The 21,604-nt window shown below is 44.7% G+C and carries 26 protein-coding genes; 1 reads left to right on the forward strand and 25 read right to left on the reverse strand.

From position 1 onward, the window contains the following. Nucleotides 1-117: 117 nt before the first annotated feature. The 25 genes from recN to QF06_RS10430 form a co-directional block, all read right to left on the reverse strand. Entirely contained in the window at nt 118-1,848 is a 1,731-nt protein-coding gene (gene recN, locus QF06_RS10310) for a DNA repair protein RecN (protein WP_003230267.1), read from the reverse strand. 36 nt (nt 1,849-1,884) lie between these two features. Beyond that, nucleotides 1,885-2,334 carry an arginine repressor ArgR gene (gene argR / locus QF06_RS10315; protein ID WP_003230265.1) on the reverse strand — a complete coding sequence of 150 codons (450 nt, stop codon included), beginning with the start codon at nt 2,332-2,334 and terminating at the stop codon, nt 1,885-1,887. A 97-nt stretch (nt 2,335-2,431) separates the two neighbouring features. Continuing rightward, entirely contained in the window at nt 2,432-3,277 is an 846-nt protein-coding gene (locus QF06_RS10320) for a TlyA family RNA methyltransferase (RefSeq protein WP_043940165.1), read from the reverse strand. After that, the gene (gene dxs / locus QF06_RS10325; protein WP_003245985.1) at nt 3,274-5,175 is read right to left on the reverse strand and encodes a 1-deoxy-D-xylulose-5-phosphate synthase; all 1,902 of its coding nucleotides are present in this window, start codon (nt 5,173-5,175) and stop codon (nt 3,274-3,276) included. The genes QF06_RS10320 and dxs overlap by 4 nt, the downstream gene beginning before the upstream one ends. 174 nt (nt 5,176-5,349) lie before the next feature. Next, a complete protein-coding gene (locus tag QF06_RS10330; RefSeq protein ID WP_003230262.1) occupies nt 5,350-6,240 on the reverse strand; it encodes a polyprenyl synthetase family protein in 891 nt (296 codons plus the stop codon). Continuing rightward, a complete protein-coding gene (locus QF06_RS10335) occupies nt 6,230-6,484 on the reverse strand; it encodes an exodeoxyribonuclease VII small subunit (protein ID WP_003226409.1) in 255 nt (84 codons plus the stop codon). Before QF06_RS10335 ends, QF06_RS10330 begins: the two co-directional genes overlap by 11 nt. Then, complete coding sequence (gene xseA / locus QF06_RS10340; protein ID WP_015251733.1) at nt 6,481-7,827, reverse strand: exodeoxyribonuclease VII large subunit; 1,347 nt, start codon at nt 7,825-7,827, stop codon at nt 6,481-6,483. Before xseA ends, QF06_RS10335 begins: the two co-directional genes overlap by 4 nt. A gap of 137 nt (nt 7,828-7,964) precedes the next feature. After that, on the reverse strand, nt 7,965-8,816 hold the full coding sequence (gene folD, locus QF06_RS10345) for a bifunctional methylenetetrahydrofolate dehydrogenase/methenyltetrahydrofolate cyclohydrolase FolD (protein WP_003230259.1): 852 nt from the start codon (nt 8,814-8,816) through the stop codon (nt 7,965-7,967). Nucleotides 8,817-8,827: 11 nt separating this feature from the next. Further along, entirely contained in the window at nt 8,828-9,223 is a 396-nt protein-coding gene (nusB, locus tag QF06_RS10350; protein ID WP_003230256.1) for a transcription antitermination factor NusB, read from the reverse strand. 263 nt (nt 9,224-9,486) lie between these two features. After that, nucleotides 9,487-9,894 carry a fatty acid biosynthesis protein YqhY gene (gene yqhY / locus QF06_RS10355; protein WP_003230254.1) on the reverse strand — a complete coding sequence of 136 codons (408 nt, stop codon included), beginning with the start codon at nt 9,892-9,894 and terminating at the stop codon, nt 9,487-9,489. Between the two features lie 20 nt (nt 9,895-9,914). Next, nucleotides 9,915-11,267 (reverse strand): acetyl-CoA carboxylase biotin carboxylase subunit, encoded by a 1,353-nt coding sequence (gene accC, locus QF06_RS10360; protein WP_003230253.1) that lies wholly within the window; start codon nt 11,265-11,267, stop codon nt 9,915-9,917. Between the two features lie 11 nt (nt 11,268-11,278). Then, complete coding sequence (gene accB / locus QF06_RS10365; protein ID WP_003230252.1) at nt 11,279-11,758, reverse strand: acetyl-CoA carboxylase biotin carboxyl carrier protein; 480 nt, start codon at nt 11,756-11,758, stop codon at nt 11,279-11,281. A gap of 155 nt (nt 11,759-11,913) precedes the next feature. Continuing rightward, nucleotides 11,914-12,570 carry a stage III sporulation ratchet engulfment protein SpoIIIAH gene (gene spoIIIAH, locus QF06_RS10370; protein WP_003230250.1) on the reverse strand — a complete coding sequence of 219 codons (657 nt, stop codon included), beginning with the start codon at nt 12,568-12,570 and terminating at the stop codon, nt 11,914-11,916. Next, entirely contained in the window at nt 12,571-13,260 is a 690-nt protein-coding gene (gene spoIIIAG / locus QF06_RS10375; protein ID WP_014477307.1) for a stage III sporulation protein AG, read from the reverse strand. Then, a complete protein-coding gene (gene spoIIIAF / locus QF06_RS10380; protein WP_003230233.1) occupies nt 13,253-13,873 on the reverse strand; it encodes a stage III sporulation protein AF in 621 nt (206 codons plus the stop codon). The genes spoIIIAG and spoIIIAF overlap by 8 nt, the downstream gene beginning before the upstream one ends. Nucleotides 13,874-13,886: 13 nt before the next feature. Continuing rightward, nucleotides 13,887-15,086 (reverse strand): stage III sporulation protein AE, encoded by a 1,200-nt coding sequence (gene spoIIIAE, locus QF06_RS10385; protein WP_003230230.1) that lies wholly within the window; start codon nt 15,084-15,086, stop codon nt 13,887-13,889. A gap of 18 nt (nt 15,087-15,104) precedes the next feature. Then, nucleotides 15,105-15,506 (reverse strand): stage III sporulation protein AD, encoded by a 402-nt coding sequence (spoIIIAD, locus tag QF06_RS10390; RefSeq protein ID WP_003230228.1) that lies wholly within the window; start codon nt 15,504-15,506, stop codon nt 15,105-15,107. A gap of 6 nt (nt 15,507-15,512) precedes the next feature. Continuing rightward, nucleotides 15,513-15,719 carry a stage III sporulation protein AC gene (gene spoIIIAC / locus QF06_RS10395; RefSeq protein WP_003153142.1) on the reverse strand — a complete coding sequence of 69 codons (207 nt, stop codon included), beginning with the start codon at nt 15,717-15,719 and terminating at the stop codon, nt 15,513-15,515. A gap of 22 nt (nt 15,720-15,741) precedes the next feature. After that, the gene (spoIIIAB, locus tag QF06_RS10400) at nt 15,742-16,257 is read right to left on the reverse strand and encodes a stage III sporulation protein SpoIIIAB (protein WP_014480238.1); all 516 of its coding nucleotides are present in this window, start codon (nt 16,255-16,257) and stop codon (nt 15,742-15,744) included. After that, nucleotides 16,251-17,174, reverse strand: coding sequence for a stage III sporulation protein AA (gene spoIIIAA / locus QF06_RS10405; protein WP_015714242.1), 924 nt, complete (start codon nt 17,172-17,174; stop codon nt 16,251-16,253). The genes spoIIIAB and spoIIIAA overlap by 7 nt, the downstream gene beginning before the upstream one ends. Nucleotides 17,175-17,249: 75 nt before the next feature. Then, nucleotides 17,250-17,531, reverse strand: coding sequence for a YqhV family protein (locus QF06_RS10410; RefSeq protein ID WP_004398639.1), 282 nt, complete (start codon nt 17,529-17,531; stop codon nt 17,250-17,252). A gap of 144 nt (nt 17,532-17,675) precedes the next feature. Continuing rightward, complete coding sequence (gene efp / locus QF06_RS10415; protein WP_003226377.1) at nt 17,676-18,233, reverse strand: elongation factor P; 558 nt, start codon at nt 18,231-18,233, stop codon at nt 17,676-17,678. 24 nt (nt 18,234-18,257) lie between these two features. Beyond that, entirely contained in the window at nt 18,258-19,319 is a 1,062-nt protein-coding gene (papA, locus tag QF06_RS10420) for an aminopeptidase PapA (RefSeq protein ID WP_014480240.1), read from the reverse strand. Then, nucleotides 19,316-19,762: a type II 3-dehydroquinate dehydratase gene (aroQ, locus tag QF06_RS10425; RefSeq protein ID WP_003230223.1), complete on the reverse strand. Its 447-nt coding sequence runs from the start codon at nt 19,760-19,762 to the stop codon at nt 19,316-19,318. The genes papA and aroQ overlap by 4 nt, the downstream gene beginning before the upstream one ends. 86 nt (nt 19,763-19,848) lie before the next feature. Beyond that, nucleotides 19,849-20,385, reverse strand: a complete 537-nt coding sequence (locus QF06_RS10430) for a YqhR family membrane protein (protein WP_003230222.1) — start codon at nt 20,383-20,385, stop codon at nt 19,849-19,851. Between the two features lie 226 nt (nt 20,386-20,611). On the opposite strand from QF06_RS10430, the gene QF06_RS10435 reads away from it, so the two are divergent. After that, on the forward strand, nt 20,612-21,568 hold the full coding sequence (locus QF06_RS10435; RefSeq protein WP_041850010.1) for a DUF1385 domain-containing protein: 957 nt from the start codon (nt 20,612-20,614) through the stop codon (nt 21,566-21,568). Nucleotides 21,569-21,604 lie beyond the last annotated feature (36 nt).

Below are 21,604 nucleotides of genomic sequence, written 5' to 3' on the forward strand. Positions count from 1 at the left end.
TCATTTAATTTTGCCTTCTGACGGCTTATTTATAACTGTCATATGAAGAAAAACATTGGATATACTGATGAACGAATGGATGTGCACGAAAAAAATAAGCTGCGCTTCTCGCGCAGCTTACCCAGTTGTTTTGACTTGATCCGCTTGTTTTAAAAGTTCTTTCGCATGGCGTTTCGTTAAGTCGGTTACTTCGACACCTGCAATCATGCGCCCGATTTCCGCTACCTTTTCCTGCTTAGAGAGCGGCTTGACACGTGTCGTCGTTCTGCCGTCTTTTAACTCCTTCGCAATATAAAGATGCGTATCGGCCATGGCAGCCACCTGAGGCAGGTGTGTAATGCACAGCACTTGTGATCCTATTGACACCTTATGGATCTTCTCAGCAATTGCCTGTGCGACCCTGCCGCTTACACCGGTATCAACCTCGTCAAAAATGATCGATGTCACATCCTGTTGTGAGGAAAAAATGCTTTTTATGGCAAGCATCACCCGTGACAGCTCTCCACCTGAAGCGACTTTCGAAAGGGATTTCAGCGGCTCGCCTGTATTGGTTGAAATTAAAAACTTCACCAGGTCAATCCCTTGTTCAGTCAGCTGAACGGGCTGGCCGTTTACAAGCGGCGCCTCTTCATTGCGTGACGCTGTTCTGACCTTAAATTCCGTATCAAAAGTTGATTTTTCCATGTACAGGCTTTTTAATTCCCGATGAATCTCATCAGCCAGCTTTTTCGCCCATGTTTTTCGGATTTGTGACACATTTGCCGCTTCCACTGCGACATCTTTGCCGACGGAGTCAAGCTCCTTTTTCAAGCTTTGAAGGTGGCTGTCCCTGTTTTCAATTTGGTCAATCTCTTCTTCAATTTTAGAAGCATATTCCAAAATGTCTTCAACAGTGGCACCGTATTTTCGTTTCAGCTGTTTGATTTCATTAAGTCGCGTCTCAATATAGTTCAGGCGTTCCGGATCAAATTCAAGCTCATCCAGCATATTTCTCATCTGAAATGTGGCATCCTCAAGCAAATAGTAGGAGTTCGAAACACTTTCAGACATTTTTTTCAGCGGTTCGTTTATATCAGATATATCTTCAAGCTGCGCTGATGCCATTCCAACCCAGTCCAATCCGCCCTGCTCACTGCGAAGCGCGTTATATGCATTTTGCAGCGACTCATATATCTTCTCAAAGTTTGAAATTTGCTGGCGCTCTTCTTGGAGCTGTTCATCTTCGTTAAGCTCAAGCTTTGCCGATTCGATTTCTTCGAGCTGAAATTGAATAAGATCAAGACGATGGGCCATTTCCTGTTCGCTTTCAGAAAGCTGCTTAAGCTTTTTGAGCAGCTTCACATACCGCTGGTACCCTTCCTGATACGTTTTGAGCGCGCTTTCCACTTCGGCCCCGGCAAACTTGTCCAAAAGCTGGAGATGATTTTCGTCTTCCATTAACAGCTGGTTATCGTGCTGCCCGTGAATATCTAATAAAAGCCTGCCGATCTCTCTTAGTGAAGCAATCGTGACAAGCTTGCCATTGACACGGCAAACGCTTTTCCCGCTCGTGCTGATATCCCTTCTCATGACGATCATTTCGTCTGAAACGTCGATTCCCTGCTCAGCGCATACGCCTAAAACAGGATGGCCGCTCTCCAACAGAAACAGCCCTTCAAGTTCGGCTTTTGCTTCCCCATATCTAACAAATTCAGATGATCCGCGGCCTCCGACTAAAAGAGAAATGGCATCTATGATGATGGATTTGCCGGCTCCGGTTTCTCCTGTTAAAACCGTAAGCCCGCGTTCAAAAGAAACCGTCAGTTCCTCAATAATGGCAAAGTTTTTAATCGATAGTTCAGCTAACAAACAGCATTACACCTCTTATCTTTGTTAGATTTTCTGTTACAGCAGTTCAAGGAGCCTGTTTTTTACGCCTTCTGTATCTTCAGGAGTCCGGCAAATAATTAAAATCGTATCATCTCCGCAAATGGTCCCCATCATTTCATCCCAGTCCAAATTGTCCATCAGCGCCCCGATTGCCTGGGCATTGCCCGGCATCGTTTTCAGCACAATCATATGGCTTGCTGAGTCTATTTTCACAAATGCGTCCATCAATGCCCGCTTTAGCTTTGACAGCGGATTGAAACGCTGGTCCGCCGGAAGACTGTATTTGTAAGAACCATTATTTGTAGGCACTTTTACAAGGTGAAGTTCTTTAATATCCCGTGATACCGTGGCCTGCGTTACTTTGTATCCATCCTGCTTTAGCATGTCGACCAATTCATCCTGCGTTTCGATTTCATTGCTTGTAATGATCTCTCTGATTTTAATATGCCTCTGGCCTTTGTTCATGTAAGCACCTCTATTTCCAAGCTTATCTGTTCTTTTATGTTATATGATTCTCTGCACATTGTACATGAATGCAGAAAAAAGGAATAATAGCGCCCTATTATTCCGGTACATCTGCTTTTTTTTCTTTTAACGTCTTATGTGCTTCTTCTACAACGCGCATGATCTCTTCTTCCGGCAGTTCCTGGCCTTCCTGTCCCTCTCCCGGCCAATGCAAATGAAGGAGAAACTCAATATTTCCGTCTCCTCCCGTGATTGGAGAAAATGACAAGCCTTTACAGATATAGCCTTCAGCGGCAGAAAAACTGATCATTCGCTTGAGCACATCAGCATGCACTTTAGGATCTCTAACAATCCCTTTTTTGCCGACGGATTCCCGTCCCGCTTCAAACTGAGGCTTAACTAAAGCCATGCAGTCGCTGCCCGGTACGAGCAAAGTCCTTAGGACAGGCAGGATGAGCCGCAGTGAAATAAAGGACACATCAATTGTGGCAAACTCCGGCATGCCCTTTGTAAAGTCTGCCGGTGTTGCATAACGAAAGTTCGTCCGTTCCATCACGACGACCCGTTCATCCTGTCTAAGCTTCCATGCAAGCTGATTATAGCCTACATCCACAGCGTATGACTGTTTAGCTCCATTTTGCAAAGCGCAGTCCGTAAAACCGCCGGTGGAGGAGCCAATATCAATCATAATTTTATCTTTGACAGAGACGGGAAATTCCTTCAACGCTTTTTCGAGCTTTAAGCCGCCCCTGCTCACATACCTCAGCGGGTTTCCTTTGACAGTTAACGGAAGGTCGCGGTCAATTTTTTCTCCAGGCTTGTCCAAGCGGTTTTCGTTTGAATAGACGACCCCCGCCATAATGGCTCTTTTGGCTTTTTCACGCGTTTCCGCCAGCCCTCTTTCCACTAATAATACATCTAATCGTTCTTTCTTTGACGTCATGATCCAATTCCTTTGTGTGTCTTTGGCGGCATCAGTAATCTAATACGATTTGCCACCTGCTGTTTTGTCAGTCCAATTTCCTCAAGAAGCGCTGTTACACTTCCGTGTTCAATAAACCGATCAGGTATACCCATTCTGTCAATCGGAGTATGATATTCACCTTGATCATGAGCGAATTCTAAAATCGAGCTTCCGAAACCGCCTTCTAAGACCGCTTCTTCAATTGTTAAAATTGGCAAGCCTTCTTTTAGGATACTCTTCATCATCTTTTCATCAATCGGCTTAATAAAACGCGCATTCACAACGCGCACGGAAAGGCCTTCTTTCTGCAGCTCTTCGGCTGCTTCAATCGCCATTTCGATTGTTGTGCCGAATGTTAAGATGACAGCATCGTTCCCTGGACGCAGCACCTCCCACGTACCGATCGGAATCGTTTTCAACTGTTCATCCATTTTTACGCCGAGTCCGTTTCCGCGCGGAAAACGCATTGCTATCGGGCCTTCGTCATAGCTAAGTGCTGTATGAACCATGTGCTGGCCTTCATTTTCGTCTTTCGGCATCATTAAGACCATGTTTGGAATGTGGCGCATAAACGCAATATCAAACACGCCTTGATGTGTCTCTCCATCAGCGCCAACGAGTCCTGCACGGTCAATTCCAATAAACACATTAGCGTTTTGGCGGCAGATGTCATGAACAACTTGGTCATATGCCCTTTGCAGGAAGGTTGAGTAAATCGCCAAAAACGGCTTCATACCCTGCATTGCCATAGCTGCAGCCATTGTTGCGGCATGCTGTTCTGCGATTCCTACGTCGAACATCCGGTCAGGGAATTCCTTTGCGAAGCCTTCAAGCTTTGAACCGACAGGCATAGCCGGCGTAATGGCTACAATGCGTCCGTCCTCGCGCGCCATTCGCTGCACAGTTCCGCTGACAAGACCGCTCCACGAAGGAGCTGCGGCTTTCGGCTTTACAAAGTCACCGGTATTAATTTTATATGGTCCGGTACCATGCCATGTCCCAATCGTATCGGTCTCAGCCGGTTTGTACCCCTTCCCTTTTTTCGTAATGACGTGCAGAAGAACAGGGCCTTTCGTTTTTTTGGCGTATTGAAGATTCTCAATCAGCTCATGATAAGAATGTCCGTCCACTGGGCCCAAATACGTAAAACCGAGCTCCTCGAAAAACATTCCGGAGACGAGCATGTATTTCAGGCTGTCTTTGACCCGTTCCGCCGTGGCGGCAAGCTTGCCCCCAACTGCCGGAATCTTTTTAAATAAGTATTCAAGCTCATCTTTGACCCACTGGTATTTCCCCGCAGTGCGGAGCCGTCCGAGCATAGAGTGAATGGCACCGACGTTTGGCGCAATACTCATTTCATTATCATTAAGGATGACAATCATGTCTTTTTTCTCGTCGCCGATGTGGTTAAGGGCTTCGAGCGCCATACCGCCGGTCAGCGCGCCGTCACCAATGATCGGAATAATATATTCATCCGTTCCTTTAATATCACGGGCAGCTGCCATTCCCATCGCGCCTGACAGAGAAGTCGAGCTGTGCCCGGTTTCCCAAACATCGTGCTCGCTTTCACTCCGCTTTGGAAATCCGCAAAGCCCTTTGTACTGGCGAAGCGTCGCAAATTCTTTTCCGCGTCCTGTCAGCAGCTTATGGACATACGACTGATGGCCTACATCCCATAAAAATTTGTCTTTCGGGCTGTTAAATTCCTTATGCAGGGCAACAGTAAGCTCTACGACACCTAAGTTTGGGCCGATGTGGCCGCCGGAAGCGGATAAACTTGTAATTAAAAACTGACGGATTTCATCACTTAATTTCTCTAATTCATCAATGGACATGTTTTTTAAAAACGACGGGTCCTGTATTGATAAAAGATCCAAAGCGGATCAACTCACTTTCAGCATGAATTTCTGCAATGATACATGTCTTTTGCATGCCGAGCTGACAATAATCTCAGACATAAAAAAAGACAAACGCGCTTTTCCTTTTCATTTTTCATATAAACTGCTTACATTTTACCATACCTCGTGCAGCCGCTTCAAATTAGGATCGTTTTAGTGATCTCTTGCCGCAATTAAATCACAAAGCTCATATAAAAGGTCTTTTTGAAGAGAGAGTCCGCCGATCAATCGCTTCGCCTCTTTTATATGAACATCCAATTTATGTTTGGCCCCTTCCAATGAAAGAAGCGACGGGTATGTCGATTTGTCATTTGTGGTATCCGAGCCGACACGTTTGCCGATTTTCTCTTCACTGCCTTCTAAATCTAAAATATCGTCTCTGATTTGAAATCCGATTCCAATGTGGCTGCTGAAGGTACGCAGTGTTTCAATGTCTTCCTCAGGCGCATCAGCCAAAATAGCACCGGCGATTACACAAAAGCCAAGGAGCTTGGCAGTTTTCCGTTCATGAATGGATTCGAGCTCTTCAAGCGTGACTTGTCGGTTTTCCGCTTCCATATCAGCTACTTGCCCACCGACCATGCCTTCGGTGCCTGCCGCTGAAATCAGTTCATTCACAAGCCGCAGGCGCTTTTCTGCTGACACCTCGTCTGACACGTGGGAGGTAATCAGCTTAAAGCTTTCTGTGAGCAGCCCGTCACCCGCTAATACTGCCGTCGCTTCACCAAACACTTTATGGTTTGTCGGCTTCCCGCGGCGCAAATCGTCATCATCCATGCATGGAAGATCATCATGAATTAACGAATACGTGTGAATCATTTCGACAGCACAGCCCACCGGAATGCCGTCTTTTTCGCTTTTTCCATATGCATTTAAAACAGCCAGTACAATCAGAGGCCGCAACCGCTTTCCGCCGGCCTGTAGAGAATATAGCATAGATTTCTTTAATGAGTCCGGCATATCAAGCTTTTCTGTATAGACAGAAAGCTGATTTTCAATTGTTTTTTTCCGGTCCGCCAGAAAGCTCGTTAATTTATTTGTCACCTTCGTCTTCCTCCTGAACACTGAAAGGTGCCAGTTCGCCGTCTTCTTTTAAAATGAAGTCCATTTGCTTTTCGACTTTTTGCAGCTTTTCATGGCACATTTTTGACAGAGCCATGCCTTCTTGGAAATAGTTAATGGCTTGCTCTAGAGGCACATCTCCCTCTTCAAGCTTTGATACAATGCTCTCAAGCCCTTTCATCGCTTCTTCAAATGTCATGTTTTCATTTTTTTTCACGTCTGTCATTTTTCTTCCCCTCTCTTTTCTAATACTTCACAGGTCAGCACGCCATCCTTCAGCTTGACTTCAAGCCGGTCCTGCTCTTCTATTTGACTGACACTTTTAATGAGTTTATCTTCTTTATAAGCCAAGCTGTATCCTCTTTCCATCACTTGAAGAGGACTTAGTGCATTCAGCTTGCCAAGAACGGTTTGAAATTGGGAATGCAGCTGCTTCATTTGGATATTCATATTTTTTCTCAGCTGATTTGTTTGTTCCTGGTATCGTGTTCTCGCTTGTTTCAGCTGTTCATGAGGATGCAGTGCCTCTAATCTGTACGTTTCACGCTCCAGCTGTCTGCTTTTCCGATCTAAAAGAGCGGTCAGCTGTGCTTGAAACTGCTGGTACGCGAGGTCAAACTGCTGCTCTTTTTGCGCATACAAACGCTTTGGAAAACGAAAGGCATAGGACGATTGCAGCGTTTGAATCCGTTCTTTTTTCTGGCCGAGGTGCTGTTGCATTGCTCTTGTCATTCTGACTTCCGCTGTTTTTGTGCGTTCGATTAAATCAGTGGTATGAGGCACAGCAATCTCAGCTGCTCCTGTCGGCGTCGCAGCTCTGATATCGGCGACAAAATCACTAATCGTAAAATCCGTCTCATGTCCGACTGCCGATATAATCGGAATATTGGAAGCGAAGATGGCGCGTGCTACAATTTCTTCATTGAATGCCCACAGTTCTTCTATCGAACCGCCGCCTCTCCCGACAATTAATACGTCGCAAATCTCTTTTTCATTTGCCTCTTCAATACGCGTAACGATGGATCTGCTCGCATTTTCACCTTGTACGAGCGCTGGAAGAACAATGACTTTTACAAGTGGATATCTTCTTTTTAGAGTTGTAATAACGTCTCTGACAGCGGCACCCGTTGGAGATGTCACAACCCCGATTGTGGCTGGAAATGCGGGGATTTGTTTTTTGTAGCGGTCGTCAAATAAACCTTCTCCGGCAAGCTTCTTTTTTAATTCTTCGTACGCTAAATAAAGCGCTCCAACCCCGTCAGGCTGCATTTCTTTGGCATATAATTGATAGTTTCCGCTCGGTTCATATACGGAAATTCCGCCTCTGACCAGCACTTTCATTCCGTTTTCAGGTTTAAAAGGCAGACGCTCGCTTTGTCTCGCGAACATCACCGACTGCATTCTTGCGTTTTCGTCTTTTAAAGTGAAATAAATATGCCCTCGTGTGTGTATCTTTACATTCGACAATTCGCCTTTAATCCAAATATTTTCAAGGTGAGGATCTACATCGAATTTTCGTTTTATATACTTTGTCAGCGCTGAGACGGTCACATACGCTGCTTCACCCATGTCTAAAAACTCCTCTCCTAAGCATTCCTGCACCATAACTAAAGAAAACCCGCCCTGGCTTTAGGAGCCTGAAGAAGCGGGTATCGTGCTCATATTCAAGGCGGGCAAACATTTCGCCTGTGAATATCTCCAATTATCTATGATAACGTACGTTTCGCAGATTTAACAGTATTATGCGCAAGCATCGTGATGGTCATCGGACCTACTCCGCCCGGAACCGGCGTGATGAAGGACGCTTTTTCCTTTGCCCCTTCAAATTCAACGTCTCCGCAAAGCTTTCCGTTTTCCAGACGGTTAACGCCGACGTCAATGACAACAGCGCCCTCTTTGATCTGGTCTGCACTGATGAAGTTGGCTCTGCCGACTGCCACCACCAGGATGTCCGCTTTTTTCGTATGTTCAGTAATATTTTCTGTTCTTGAATGACAGTAAGTAACCGTCGCGTTTTCATTTAATAAAAGCTGGCCGACAGGTTTGCCGACAATGTTGCTTCGGCCGACTACAACAACCTCTTTACCGGAAAGGTCAATATTGGTTTTCTTCAAAAGCTCAACAATTCCATGAGGCGTGCAAGGAAGAAACGTATCTTCGCCAAGCAGCATTTTCCCTACGTTTAACGGATGAAAACCGTCTACATCTTTATCAGGGGAGATACGTTCGATCACCGCTTTTTCAGAAATATGGTCTGGGAGCGGAAGCTGAACGAGAATGCCATGAAACTCAGGGTCTTGGTTATATTGATCAATAATGGAAAGCAGTTCAGCTTCTGTGAGGCTGCTGTCAAATTGATCGAGCTTGAAATTCATTCCCATTGTTTCTGCCGCTTTTTTCTTTCCTCGCACGTAAGAGTGAGAAGCAGGATCATCTCCAATCAAAATAACCGCCAGTCCGGGAGTGACGCCTTGCTTTTTAAGCTCTTCTACCTCTTTTGCCAATTGTTCGCGTTTTTCTCTAGCCGTTTCTTTTCCGTCGATGATTGTTGCAGTCATTTTCTTTCCTCCTATGATTGTTCAATATCAGATTTAATGTTAGAAAGAACCCCGTTTACAAACTTTGTCGCTTTGTCATCACCAAACCGTTTTGCCAGCTCAATCGCTTCGTTCATGGAGACATTCACCGGAATGTCTTCGGCATATGCCATTTCATATGCTGCCAGGCGCAAAATCGCACGGTCAACATTGGCAATCCGATCGAGCTTCCAATTCACCAGATGCTTGGAGATCATTTCATCCAGCTGGTCTTGGTGTTCCAATACCCCGTGTACAAGCTGTTCAAAGAAAGGATCTGTTTTTTCTTCATCCAGTGCGTGTTCTATGGCTTCATTCACTGCAATATCGCTGACATCAATTTGAAATAGTGCCTGCAAAGCTTTTTCTCTTGCTGTTCTTCTTTTCATTTTCTTTCTCCTTTGATCCTCTTTATCCGCTTGTCGTTAAGCCACAAAGAGATCATAACATATTTTTTTCGTATCCGCATATTGAAATCAAGGTTTTTTTACCCTATTACCGAATATTTTCACACACCTTAATATGATTATTCGGATTTCACGTTCATGAAGAAACTCGGCTATGTAAGCCGGCTTTCTTCATGCTTTGAAATAAAGGGTAACGTGTAAAAAAACCAAAGGGCCGCCCTCCCCTTGGTTTCGTGTTAAGCCATTTACATTTCTTCGTCGATTTGGACTTCTTGGGCTTTTGTGTCAAATTGAATGCCGACGATGTGAATATTGATCTCGTTAATCGAAAGAGACGTCATATTTAATAAGGTTTGACGAATGTTTTCCTGAACGGATGCTGCAACTTTCGGAATCGAAACGCCAAATGTAACGACACAGTATACATCGATCGTAATTCCGTCATCCGCCAGGTCGACTTTGACACCTTTGCCATGATTCACTTTGCCAAAGCGCTCAACGACGCCTGTCGCAAAGTTTCCGCGCATTTCGGCAACCCCATCAACTTCTGATGCTGCAATGCCGGCAATGACCTCAATGACCTCCGGTGCAATCTCAACCTTACCCAAATGCGTATCTTCGTGATCCATTTTAAGCAAGCTGTTGTCTTTCATTCAATTCACCTCCGTAAAAATTATGAGCCCATTACATCATATGTTTCTAAAAATTTCGTATTAAACTCTCCGCTCACAAATGTTTCGTGTTCAAGCAGTTTTAAATGGAAAGGGATTGTTGTCTCAATGCCTTCGATGACGAATTCGCTCAATGCGCGCTTCATGCGGGCAATCGCTTCATCCCTCGTTTTTCCGTATGTGATGACCTTTGCAATCATGCTGTCATAGTACGGTGGGATGGAATAGCCAGGGTACGCAGCTGAATCGACACGGACACCAAGACCGCCAGGAGGCAGGTACATTTTAATTTCACCAGGTGACGGCATGAAATTTTTACTTGGGTTTTCTGCGTTGATTCGGCATTCAATGGCCCAGCCTTCAAATTCAACATCCTCTTGCTTGAGGCTCAGTTCCATTCCTGATGCCACTTTGATTTGTTCCTTGATCAGGTCAGTTCCCGTCACCATTTCTGTGACTGGGTGCTCTACCTGAATTCTCGTGTTCATTTCCATGAAGTAATAGCGCTGTTCATTGTAGTCATAGATAAATTCTACTGTTCCAGCACCTGTATAGCCAACCGCTTTTGCAGCCTTTACCGCTGCATCTCCCATTTGCTCCCTGATTTCTGAATCAAGGGCAGGAGATGGTGATTCTTCCAAAAGCTTTTGCAGGCGTCTTTGGATCGAGCAGTCGCGTTCGCCCAAATGGATCGTATTTCCGTAGTTATCAGCAAGCACTTGGATCTCAACGTGGCGAAAATCTTCTATGTATTTTTCGATGTATACACCTGGATTTCCGAATGCAGTTGCCGCTTCCTGCTGTGTAATCTTAATGCCATTAATCAGTTCCTCTTCAGTGCGAGCAACCCTAATTCCTTTTCCGCCTCCGCCTGCGGTGGCTTTTATAATTACAGGATACCCAATTTCATTAGCAAGCGAAACCGCTTCTTCCACATTTTCTATAATTCCCTGTGAACCCGGTACGATTGGCACGCCGGCCTGTTTCATCGTTTCCCGCGCAACGTCTTTTGTTCCCATTTTTGAAATGGCGTCAGCGCTCGGGCCGACAAACGTGACATTCACTTCTTCACATAATTCAGCGAAATCAGCATTTTCAGCTAAAAATCCGTATCCCGGATGAATGGCGTCCGTGCCAGTCAGCTTTGCAACACTCACAATATTTGTAACGTTTAAATAGCTGTCTTTTGATGCTTTCGGTCCGATACAAAAAGCTTCATCGGCCATTTGAACATGAAGGGCATCTTTATCAGCTTCTGAATAAACAGCGACAGTCTCAATTCCGAGCTCTCTGCAGGCTCTGATGATTCTGACAGCAATTTCTCCTCTGTTGGCGATCAATAGCTTTTTAATCATGTTCAGTCTCCTTACTCCGCTTTTACAAGAAATAGAGGTTGTCCGTATTCGACCAGCTGGCCGTTTTCTACTAATACTTCAACGATTTCGCCTTTCACTTCTGCTTCGATTTCGTTGAAAAGCTTCATTGCTTCTACAATGCAGACAACTGTGTTTTCATTTACTTTTGAACCGGCTGTTACATACGGGCCAGCTTCCGGTGATGAAGAAGCATAAAATGTTCCTACCATTGGTGAAGTGATTTTATGCAGATTCTCATCTTGCTTTGGTGCTTCTTGGGCAGGTGCCGCTGCTTGCTGCGCTTGCGGCTGAACTGCCTGCGGAGCCTGTGCTTGTACAGGTGCTGCCGGTGCCTGCTGCATGACTTGAACCGTGCCTGCTTCGTGTTTTTTCAGTTTTAAGGATACACCTTCATTTTCATATACGAATTCGTCAATTGTAGACTCGTCAATTGCTTTAATCAGCTCGTGGATTTCTTTGATATTTAACATTCAATCGCACTCCTATGTATGAAATTTCTTTTTTATAGGTTACTACTAAAAGTACATACTATGTTCATCTTACAGGAGCGGACTTTTGAATTCAACTCTAATATGACAGCAACGCAAAAAGCCCGCTTGTTTAGCGGGCTTCTTTTTCCTCTTTCTTACTTGGATGGTTCAAATGTGACAGCGACATCTTTCATTGTTTTGATTTCTTTTGCCACAAGGTCTATAATGGCTGTCGCCTTCGATTTGGAGTGTTTGTCTGATTTGACTGTAATATTGATTTTATCTCCTTCAGCATTAACAAGCGCATCCTCGTAACCTTGTGTTTTAATCAGCGTTTCAAGCTGTTTTTCTGTTCCTTCCACTTCACTGAGAGCCGTCATTTTATCGTATGCTTCGCTTTTCTCCTTGGCTGTTGCATCATCGCTTGACACAATGGCATTCAGCTCTTCTCTTTCTTTGCTTCTGGCATCTTCTAAATCAAGACGGTACGTTGTAAACAGATCATCATCGGCTGTTTCCGTAACAACAGTTCCTTTTTCACTGGCTTCAGCGGATGTTTCCTTGTCTGCTGATGAATCTTTCGTTCCCTTTGTTCCATCTTCTTTTCCTTTTTCAGTTTCTGTACCGCTTTTTTCCTTCGTGTCTTGCTTGGCAGGCGCTTTTTCAGTTGCGACCTCTCCGCTGTCAGACGCACTTTTTTCACTTTGCATCTGCACGGCGTTTTTGCTTTCCGGCGACATGATATAGTAGACGCTTAACACCACGACAAGACTGAGCATTGTTAATAGCCAAACGGTTTGTTTTTTAAGCATTTATGAATCCTCCTTTATTTTTTTAGGGGCAACCGCAACCCGGTGGCTTGGAACATCCAGGACCCGTGTCACCGCTTCGATAATGGTTTGTTTTATTTGAACGTTGTCCACTCCTTGAGCAACAACGAGTACACCGCGTATATCAGGTTTTTTCGTTTGGACGACGACAGGTGTTTCTTTATCGCCGTTTTTGATCATGACGATTTCTTCCTCCGATGTTTGGTCTGTAACGCTTCTTGTTCCGCCTTCTTTGTCAGTTTCTTCGGTGGTTGTATTTTTGTTTGATTTGTTTTTTTCGTATACTTTCAGCGACGTTGCATCTACATTCACGACAACCGAGACATCGTCCACACCAATGATTGTTTCAAGGATTTCTTTCAGCTGATTTTCGTATTCTTTTTCATAGTCATCGATCGAGTCTTTAGGTTTATCAGATTTTGAGGCTTTAAACACTTCAGCTGTTTTCTCTTTGCTGTCTGCGGAATGTTGCGATGATACGGCCGTTATCGTTTTGGCGTTTTCTGTTTTCTCAGGTGAAGAAAACAGCTGGCTGACAAGCATAAAGGAAACTCCGAGAACAAAAACGAATAGAAAGTAATGATATTTGGTCAGCTTCGGCTTTTCGCCGTCCTTCGTTTGTCCCGGAAGAAACTGCTTTTTCAATACATTCCATAATCCGTTTTTATTCATTGCCGACACTCTCCCCGCCTTCCATATGAACCGTAATTTTCTCACTTCCGATTTCCCAAATGTCCGCGAGCTGCGTTTGTATCTGTTTGGCTTCTTTTTGTTCGGCTGCTTCTTTTGTTACGTATGCATGATCTGTATCAATGTGGACCGGCGCGACCGTTTGGACCGTTTTTTCAGAAGACGGGGCCATATACACGCTGATTGTTTTAATATCCTCTTCTGAATCTACCTTTTCTCCTGCCGTGAGTTTGATGCGGCCTACTTTATATTCATCATGACTGAATCTCTCCTCCGCTTTCTTTTTTAGTTGGACAGCCATTTCTTCTAGAATATATGCGCGCTGGGAAGCTTGTATTTCTATTTTTTTTGAATTGATTTGATTTTTTATGTCGGCAGACTCTGACTGCCCGTTTTTTGTGAGGTATTCAAAGATGACTTCGGGGTCTGTCTTGAAAAGTTTAAAAATCGGCGTAAGCATGACGACAATCAAGAGCAGGCTGACTACCATTTTTGCGTACTTTTGCATGCTGGAGCTCGGCAGCAGCATATCAATCACAATTGCAAATAGGATAAACAACACGATGGTGGTAAGCCATTCCGTTAAAAAACTCATTCGCCTGCCTCCTTCATTTCATCATCATCGTGAGGTTTCCGGCTGTGATTATGACAGTAAGGCTTAAAAAAAACATGAGAGACACAATGGCGAGAGCTGCAAAAATATAAATGACGCTTTTGCTGATGACGTCGAGGCAGGTGATGACGGGCCCGCCTCCTAGCGGCTGAAGAATCGCGGCTGCCAGCTTATAAATAAAAGCGAGGGAAAGCACTTTGATTGCCGGAAATGCCGCGATACAGATCAAAATAGCGACACCGAGAATCCCTACCGTATTTTTCAGCAGTAAAGAGGCGCTGATTACTGTATCTGTTGCGTCTGTAAACATTCGGCCAAGCACAGGAATAAAATTTCCGGTTATAAATTTAGCCGTCCTGAGCGTAATGCCGTCTGTCACTGCAGCTGAGGCTCCCTGAACAGAGATGACGCCGAGAAAGATGGTAAGAAAAACAGCCAGTGCTCCGATGGCGATATTTCTGAGCAGGTTGGCCAGCTGCGTTACTTTGTATTGTTCAGTCATCGTGCTGACAATGCTCAGAATCGCTGATAAAAAAATCAGCGGCATGACGATATTCTGAATCAAGAGACCGCTCGTGTTCATCAGGAAGAGGATAACAGGATGAAAGAAGGCAGCAGATACAGCTCCGCCTGAGGAAGCCAAAAGCGCCAAGAGGAGCGGAATGAGCGCCAGGATAAAGCTGGTCATCGTCTGAATCGCCTCAGTTGCATAGTTAATTGCCACATGAAAGCTATTAAGCGCAAGGATAATCAGCACCATGTACACAATTGAGTAAGCGACCTTACTGACGGTGCTTTGCTGAAAAGCATTTTGCAAAAGCTGCAGAATGACGCAAAAAATCGTGAGCAAAATCAATGTGCCCAGCAGCTTTCCGTTGGCAAGCACTTCATGAAACAAATAAGAAAAGAGAGCTTTCAGCCATTCTTGCGGTGAGAATGATTTATCGCCATTGATAAACTCCATTAAGCTGCCTTTTTGGCTTTCCGGCAGCAGTCCGCCGTATTCTGTCATAATGTCATTCCAAAATTCCCCGATCTTATCTGTTTCAAGCGAGGCTGCTGTCCTTTCCGCTAATTGCTCGGCTGTTTCAGCATGGTCTTCCGTTTGTTCTGCATTACCAGCTGCTTGTACAATTTCTGCACGGCCTGCTATGATCAGCACGGCCAAAAGCAAAACCCATTGAAAGCGCTTCAATCTACCGCCTCCTTTCGGTTATGACATAGAAGGTATAAGTCCGAGAATCGTTTCGATAATGACGGTTAAAATAGGCACAGCCATTACGAGTATTAAAATTTTCCCCGCCAATTCTATTTTCGAGGCGATGGCTCCTTGACCGGCATCTTTTGTGAGCTGTGCCCCGAATTCAGCAATATAGGCGATTCCGATAATCTTTAAAATGGTTTCAACATAGACCATGTTGACATTTGCATTAATCGCAATTTTTTCTATCATTCGAATAATGTCGTAGATTTGGTCTACCAAATAAAGAAAAATGGCACATCCGGCAAAAACGACGATTAAAAACGCAAAAGTCGGCTTTTGTTCTTTTACAATTAAAGAAAGGAAGGTGGCGATCAGCCCTAAACCTACAATTTGAACAATGTCAATCTGCAAGCCCCCCTATCCTTGGAATAAAAACACAGCTTTTATCTTTTTAAATAGGTCATCTACAATCGTGGCGACCATAAATAAAATATAGATAAAACCTAACAGCGTCACCCACTGAGCATATTCTTTCTTGCCCATCTGATCCAATATCGTGTGTAAAAAAGCGACCACGATTCCCACTCCGGCGATTTGAAATATGACATTCACGTCTACTCCCATTTTATTTTTGCTCCCCTCACGTTTACATCAATAGAAGAATGAGTAACAAGCCCGCTAAAAAGCCCAAACTTTTTATCATCTTTTCATTTTTCGCTTGCGCCTGCTCAGCATCCGCTTCAGAGGCTTCCAAATGTGACAGCGCCAGCTTGATGTGCTTTTGCTGAGAGATTCGATCATGAATCCCGAGCGTCTCGCCAAACTGCTTCAGCACTTCGTATTCGCTTTTTTTCAAAGACAGGGTGTCCCATACCTTCTTTAAGCTTTGCTCCCACGCCGTTTTCGCGGAATCACTTCCCTTGTCCAGCTGATCACTGAATGCGGAAAAAAGAGCTGAAACAGGCTGTGCGAGCTGTTTGGCAATCTGCTGTGAAGCAGTATGAAGCGGTGTATGGCCGTACATGATTTCAGCCTCGAGGGATTGAAGCGCCGCACGCAGCTGGCGGATTTGCCGCGGCCGTTCTGTATAAATCTTCGCCATCTCAAAACCTGTCCATGTTGTCGCTACCACAATGAATACAGCGCCCAGCAGCTTCAGCATGTTTTCACGCCCGTCGTCCTAGACAGCACATTTCCGTCTTTGTCATAAATTTGGCTCACTGTGCCCGGCCCTTTTGCTCTTGATAATTCCAAATAGCGGTCAAAGGCTCTTTCTTCCCACAAACGCTTCAATGAAGGCCGCTTCATCAGGTCGGATATACTCCAGCCATGCGCCGATACGATTACTGAAACACCGGCATGCAGCGCCTCCAGAAGTGCATCTGTATCTTCCATACGCCCGATTTCATCGACAATCATCACCTCAGGGCTCATGGATCGAATCATCATCATCAGCCCTTCAGCTTTTGGACAGGCGTCTAACACGTCAATTCTCTGACCAAATTGATGCTGCGGAATACCGCGAAGACATCCGGCAATTTCTGACCGTTCATCGACGATTCCTGTCTTTACGGGCAGCATGGGTTTTTTGCCGGTGCTTGAGAGCCTCGCAAGGTCCCGGAGAAGTGTTGTTTTGCCGGTTTGGGGCGGTCCGATAATCAGCGTATTCAGCCAGCTGCTTTGATATAAGTATGGAAGCAGCGGCTCCGCAATCCCCAGCTTTTGCCGGGCAATTCGTATATTAAAAGATGCGATGTCACGGAGGCCTTTCACACCTCCGTTTTCCGTAATCACTCTGCCCGCCAGTCCGACTCTGTGGCCGCCTCTGATCGTGACATACCCTTTCTTCAGCTCTTCTTCAAGTGTATACATACTATAGTTGCTGAGCCGGCTCAGGATCAGATGGGCATCCTCGGCCGTGCCCGCATAGGACAAATACACAGGTTGTCCTCTTCGAATCAATTCAACAGGGCGGTTGATCCGAATTCTGACTTCTTCGATTTCCAGCCATTGTTGTTCCGGTATTTCAGAAAGGGCGTTTTTCATGGATTCAGGGAGAACCTCAGCGATTTCATTCAACAGAGCCTCCTCCTTTCTACCGATTGGCTTCTTTAAAATGTATGATGTGAGGCAGACTTTATGACAAGCCTCTCTTTATTTATGAACACCCGCCAAAATCAAGACAACACCCGTAAAAATCAGAATCAGCTTTGCATACGAAAGCTGCCCGGCAATTTGGTAGATTCCGACAGTCATCGTAATGATAAAAATCAACGGACCGACAATAGCGAGAATGCTGTTAACCACAACCGCCTTCCGGACATCGTTGGTCACAAGCATGACAATTGCTGCCGTCAGCTCAATCATAGAGGATAAAACTCGTAATCCCGCCATTGTTAAAACAGTAGAATTGATATTTCCAAGTAAAAATTTCATAGCACTCTCCCAACCTCCCATTTTTTTATATGATATGCTCTAGCTTGCTGAAGTAGTCTTGTCATTTTCGTATAAAAGAAAGATTCTGTTTTTGGGCACAAAAAAAGCCTGCTCCCATTTGGGAACAGACTTCTTTTTTTCTTTCTATGCTCTTGAAACGTAAGAACCGTCTGATGTATTGACAACAAGTGTGTCGCCTTCATTCACAAAGAACGGCACGTTTACAACAAGCCCGGTTTCAGTTTTCGCAGGTTTTGTACCGCCTGACGCTGTATCACCTTTAATACCAGGTTCAGTTTCAACAACTTTCAGCTCAACTGTGTTTGGAAGTTCGATACCAAGTGTTTCATCCTGGTACATCATGATATGCACAGACATGTTTTCTAGCAGGTATTTTAATTCTTCTTCGATTTGAGTTGCGCTCAGTTCAAGCTGCTCATAAGAAGAAGTATCCATAAATACGTGCTGATCTCCGTTTGCATATAGATATTGCATTGTTTTGGTTTCGATTTGCGCTTTCGCTACTTTTTCACCAGCGCGGAATGTTTTTTCCTGAATCGCGCCAGTGCGAAGGTTGCGGAGTTTAGAGCGGACAAATGCCGCACCTTTTCCAGGTTTTACGTGCTGGAAGTCAACGACGCGCCAAATGCCGCCATCTACTTCAATTGTTAATCCTGTACGGAAATCGTTAACTGAAATCATGTTTAATGTCCTCCTATATTCCAATCACAAAATAATAAGTTCTTTTGGGGAATGGGTGATTGTCCGGTTGCCGTTTTCTGTAATCACGATGTCATCTTCAATGCGGACACCGCCTGTTTCTGGTATGTAAATGCCCGGCTCCACTGTGACCACCATACCCGGTTCAAGGATAGCTGAAGATCTGACGGATAATCCCGGCGATTCATGAACTTCCATGCCGAGCCCGTGCCCGGTTGAATGGCCGAAATAGTCACCGTAGCCTTTTGCAGCAATATGATCCCTTGTGAGGGCGTCAGCCTCTTTTCCTGTCATTCCCGGCTTAATATGTGCGACGCCAAGCGCCTGAGCATCAAATACAACCTGATAGATCTCCTTCAATTGATCACTGGGCTGACCTACAGCGACCGTCCGGGTAATATCAGAACAATATCCTTTATAATAAGCGCCAAAATCAAGCGTAACAAGGTCTCCGCTTTCAATCAGTTTGTCACTGGCCACACCGTGCGGAAGGCTCGAACGAAGGCCTGAGGCGACAATCATATCAAAAGAAGAGCTGTCTGCTCCCTGGCTTCTCATATAAAACTCCAGCTCATTGGCAACAGCGATTTCAGAAATGCCGGGTTTCATAAACGTCAAGATATGTCTGAAGGCATCATCTGCAATCTTCGCAGCTTCCTCTAATATCTTAATCTCTTCACTAGACTTAATCAAGCGCAACTTTTCCACGGATTCAGCCACAGGCACTAATTCGGCATCACTGATAACGGCGCTGTATGAAGCGTAAGTGCCATATGTCATGCTGTTCTGTTCAAAGCCGAGACGCTTGATGCCAAACGATTCAACAGTGTCGGCAGTGGTCTGAATCAAGCTGCCGCCATGTTCAATGATCTCAAAACCCTTTACCTGAACCTTCGCCTGCTCAGTATAACGAAAATCCGTAATAAACGCTGCTTTGTCACCCGATATAACAGCCAAACCCGCCGAACCTGTAAACCCTGTCATATAGCGTACATTCGTGCTGCTTGTAACCAGCATGCCGTCAATTCCCAGCTGTCCAAACAGGTTTCTTAATTTCTCTAGCTTCATCTTGATTCTCCCCCTTGCTGGCTTAATAAGTAGCGAACAGCAAGCTTGTAGCCTTCAGCTCCAAGACCGACAATCTGCCCTTTCGCAACAGGAGCGATAACCGACTGATGCCTGAATTCTTCCCTGGCGTATAAGTTTGATAAATGCACCTCTACCACAGGAAGACTGATGCTTGAAACAGCATCCCTGATCGCATAACTGTAATGACTCAGGGCGCCGGGGTTCAGAACAATCCCGCTGTATTGCTCCTCAGCCTCATGTATCGCATCTATCAAATCACCTTCGTGATTAGACTGGAAGAAAGTGAGCTGGATATGTAAGGCTTCAGCAAACTGAAAAAGATCTGTTTCAATATCGGTCAGTGTCTGGCGGCCGAATACTTCAGGCTCACGACTCCCAAGCCGGTTAACATTCGGTCCGTTTAAAATCAAAAAATGAGGCACATAATCTCTCCTTTTCGCGAGGGTTTCTCATGTAAAAAATGTTCACTTCTCGTGAACATTTTATCATACTGGAAAAGGATTATACACTATTCTCTATGCATTCCCAGCGCACGTGCAAGCTTTTCCGAATTCAGCTCATTGTATTCAAATGAAATGGAATACCCGACAAACAGCCCGTAAAGCAAATAAATGCAAATGGTCGTAATAATTGTATCTGATGTCAGTTCGGTCACCGTGCGCACATCTGGAAAAATCGGATTAAAAACAAAAAACACGAGCAGCCAAAGCACCAAGCCGTATAAAATACCCGGCCACATTGTTTTTAAACGTTTCAATAGAAGAAAATAAAGAAACGCTGCGCCAATTGAAATTACTCCAATCAAAATGATGCTGATTACCGTTCCCAGCCCATGTTTTTTCCACTCTCCGAGCACAAACGGCTGCAATATCATATTCGGGCTGATTTCGGAAAAATGAAACAAATATGCGATATAAGCAACGAAACTCCAAAGTACGCCCCCGCAAAAACCTGTTGCCGCCACTCTGCCGGCCATTGAAACAGGCGGCTTTTGCTTCTCATTCAATTCTTCATTTTGTTCTGTATCTTTTTCGCTTGTCATCATGGCACCTCCAGTTAAAGTGTGCCCAAAAAATGAAATGTCAATAAAAAAGCTCACACTTTTTGACAGCTGCGAGTAAAATTTGAAAATAAAGGGTATAATGCATGTAGAAAAAGCAAGGCTATGGCAATTTTTTCAGCCTGTCAATCTAGAGGTTTAGCGCTGTTTCCTGTACAATAGAGTGAAAGGAAATGGTTAGCAATCCTAAAGAAATAGGCAGGTTGATAATATGTCAAAACATAAAGTTCCGCCCGCTTACGGCGGGCAGGCTGTTGTGGAAGGCGTTATGTTTGGCGGAAAGCATCATTACGTTACAGCCATCAGAAGAACGGATGGAAGCATTGACTTTTTTAAGCTTCCACGCAAACACAACCCGAAACTGAACATCGTGAAAAAGATACCGTTTTTACGGGGGATCGCGGCCATTATCGAAGCGAGTGCAAACGGCACAAAGCATTTGAATTTTTCAAGCGAACGTTACGGGCTCGATCCATCTGAAGACGAGACACTTGAGCAGGAAGAAAAAAAATCCTCCGGGCTGTCTATGTATCTCAGCCTCGCAGTTATAGGCGTCCTATCATTTTTGTTCAGTAAATTCGTATTTACATTGGTTCCAGTTTTCTTAGCTGAACTGACAAGGCCGATTTTTTCCTCGGACACGGCGCAAATCGCGGTTGAAAGCCTGTTTAAGTTGATTTTGCTGCTCGGTTACATCTATTTTTTGTCCATGACACCGCTTATTAAAAGAGTGTTTCAATATCATGGAGCCGAACATAAAGTCATAAACTGTTATGAACAGAATTTGCCATTTACTGTGGAGAACGTCCAAAACCAATCTCGGCTTCATTACCGCTGCGGATCAAGCTTTATTTTATTTACGATTATTGTCGGCATGTTTGTTTATTTACTCGTTCCGACAGATCCGCTTTGGCTGCGTGTTATAGATCGTGTCGCACTGATACCGGTCGTGCTTGGTATATCCTTTGAAGTTCTGCAGCTGACCAACAAAGTGCGTGACATTCCCGGTCTGAAATTACTTGGGTACCCGGGACTGTGGCTTCAGCTGTTAACCACAAAGGAACCTAAGGATGAACAGGTTGAAGTTGCCATCGAAAGCTTTAACGAACTTCTCAGACTCGAAGCATTGTCTGAGCAAAATCAGAAGCCTTCTCACAACGTCATCTAAAATCCGTTGCCCTGCTATTACTTTCGGAGGTGGACA

Origin of the sequence: Bacillus sp. YP1 (assembly GCF_000877815.1) — a bacterium.
Lineage (GTDB): Bacteria > Bacillota > Bacilli > Bacillales > Bacillaceae > Bacillus > Bacillus subtilis.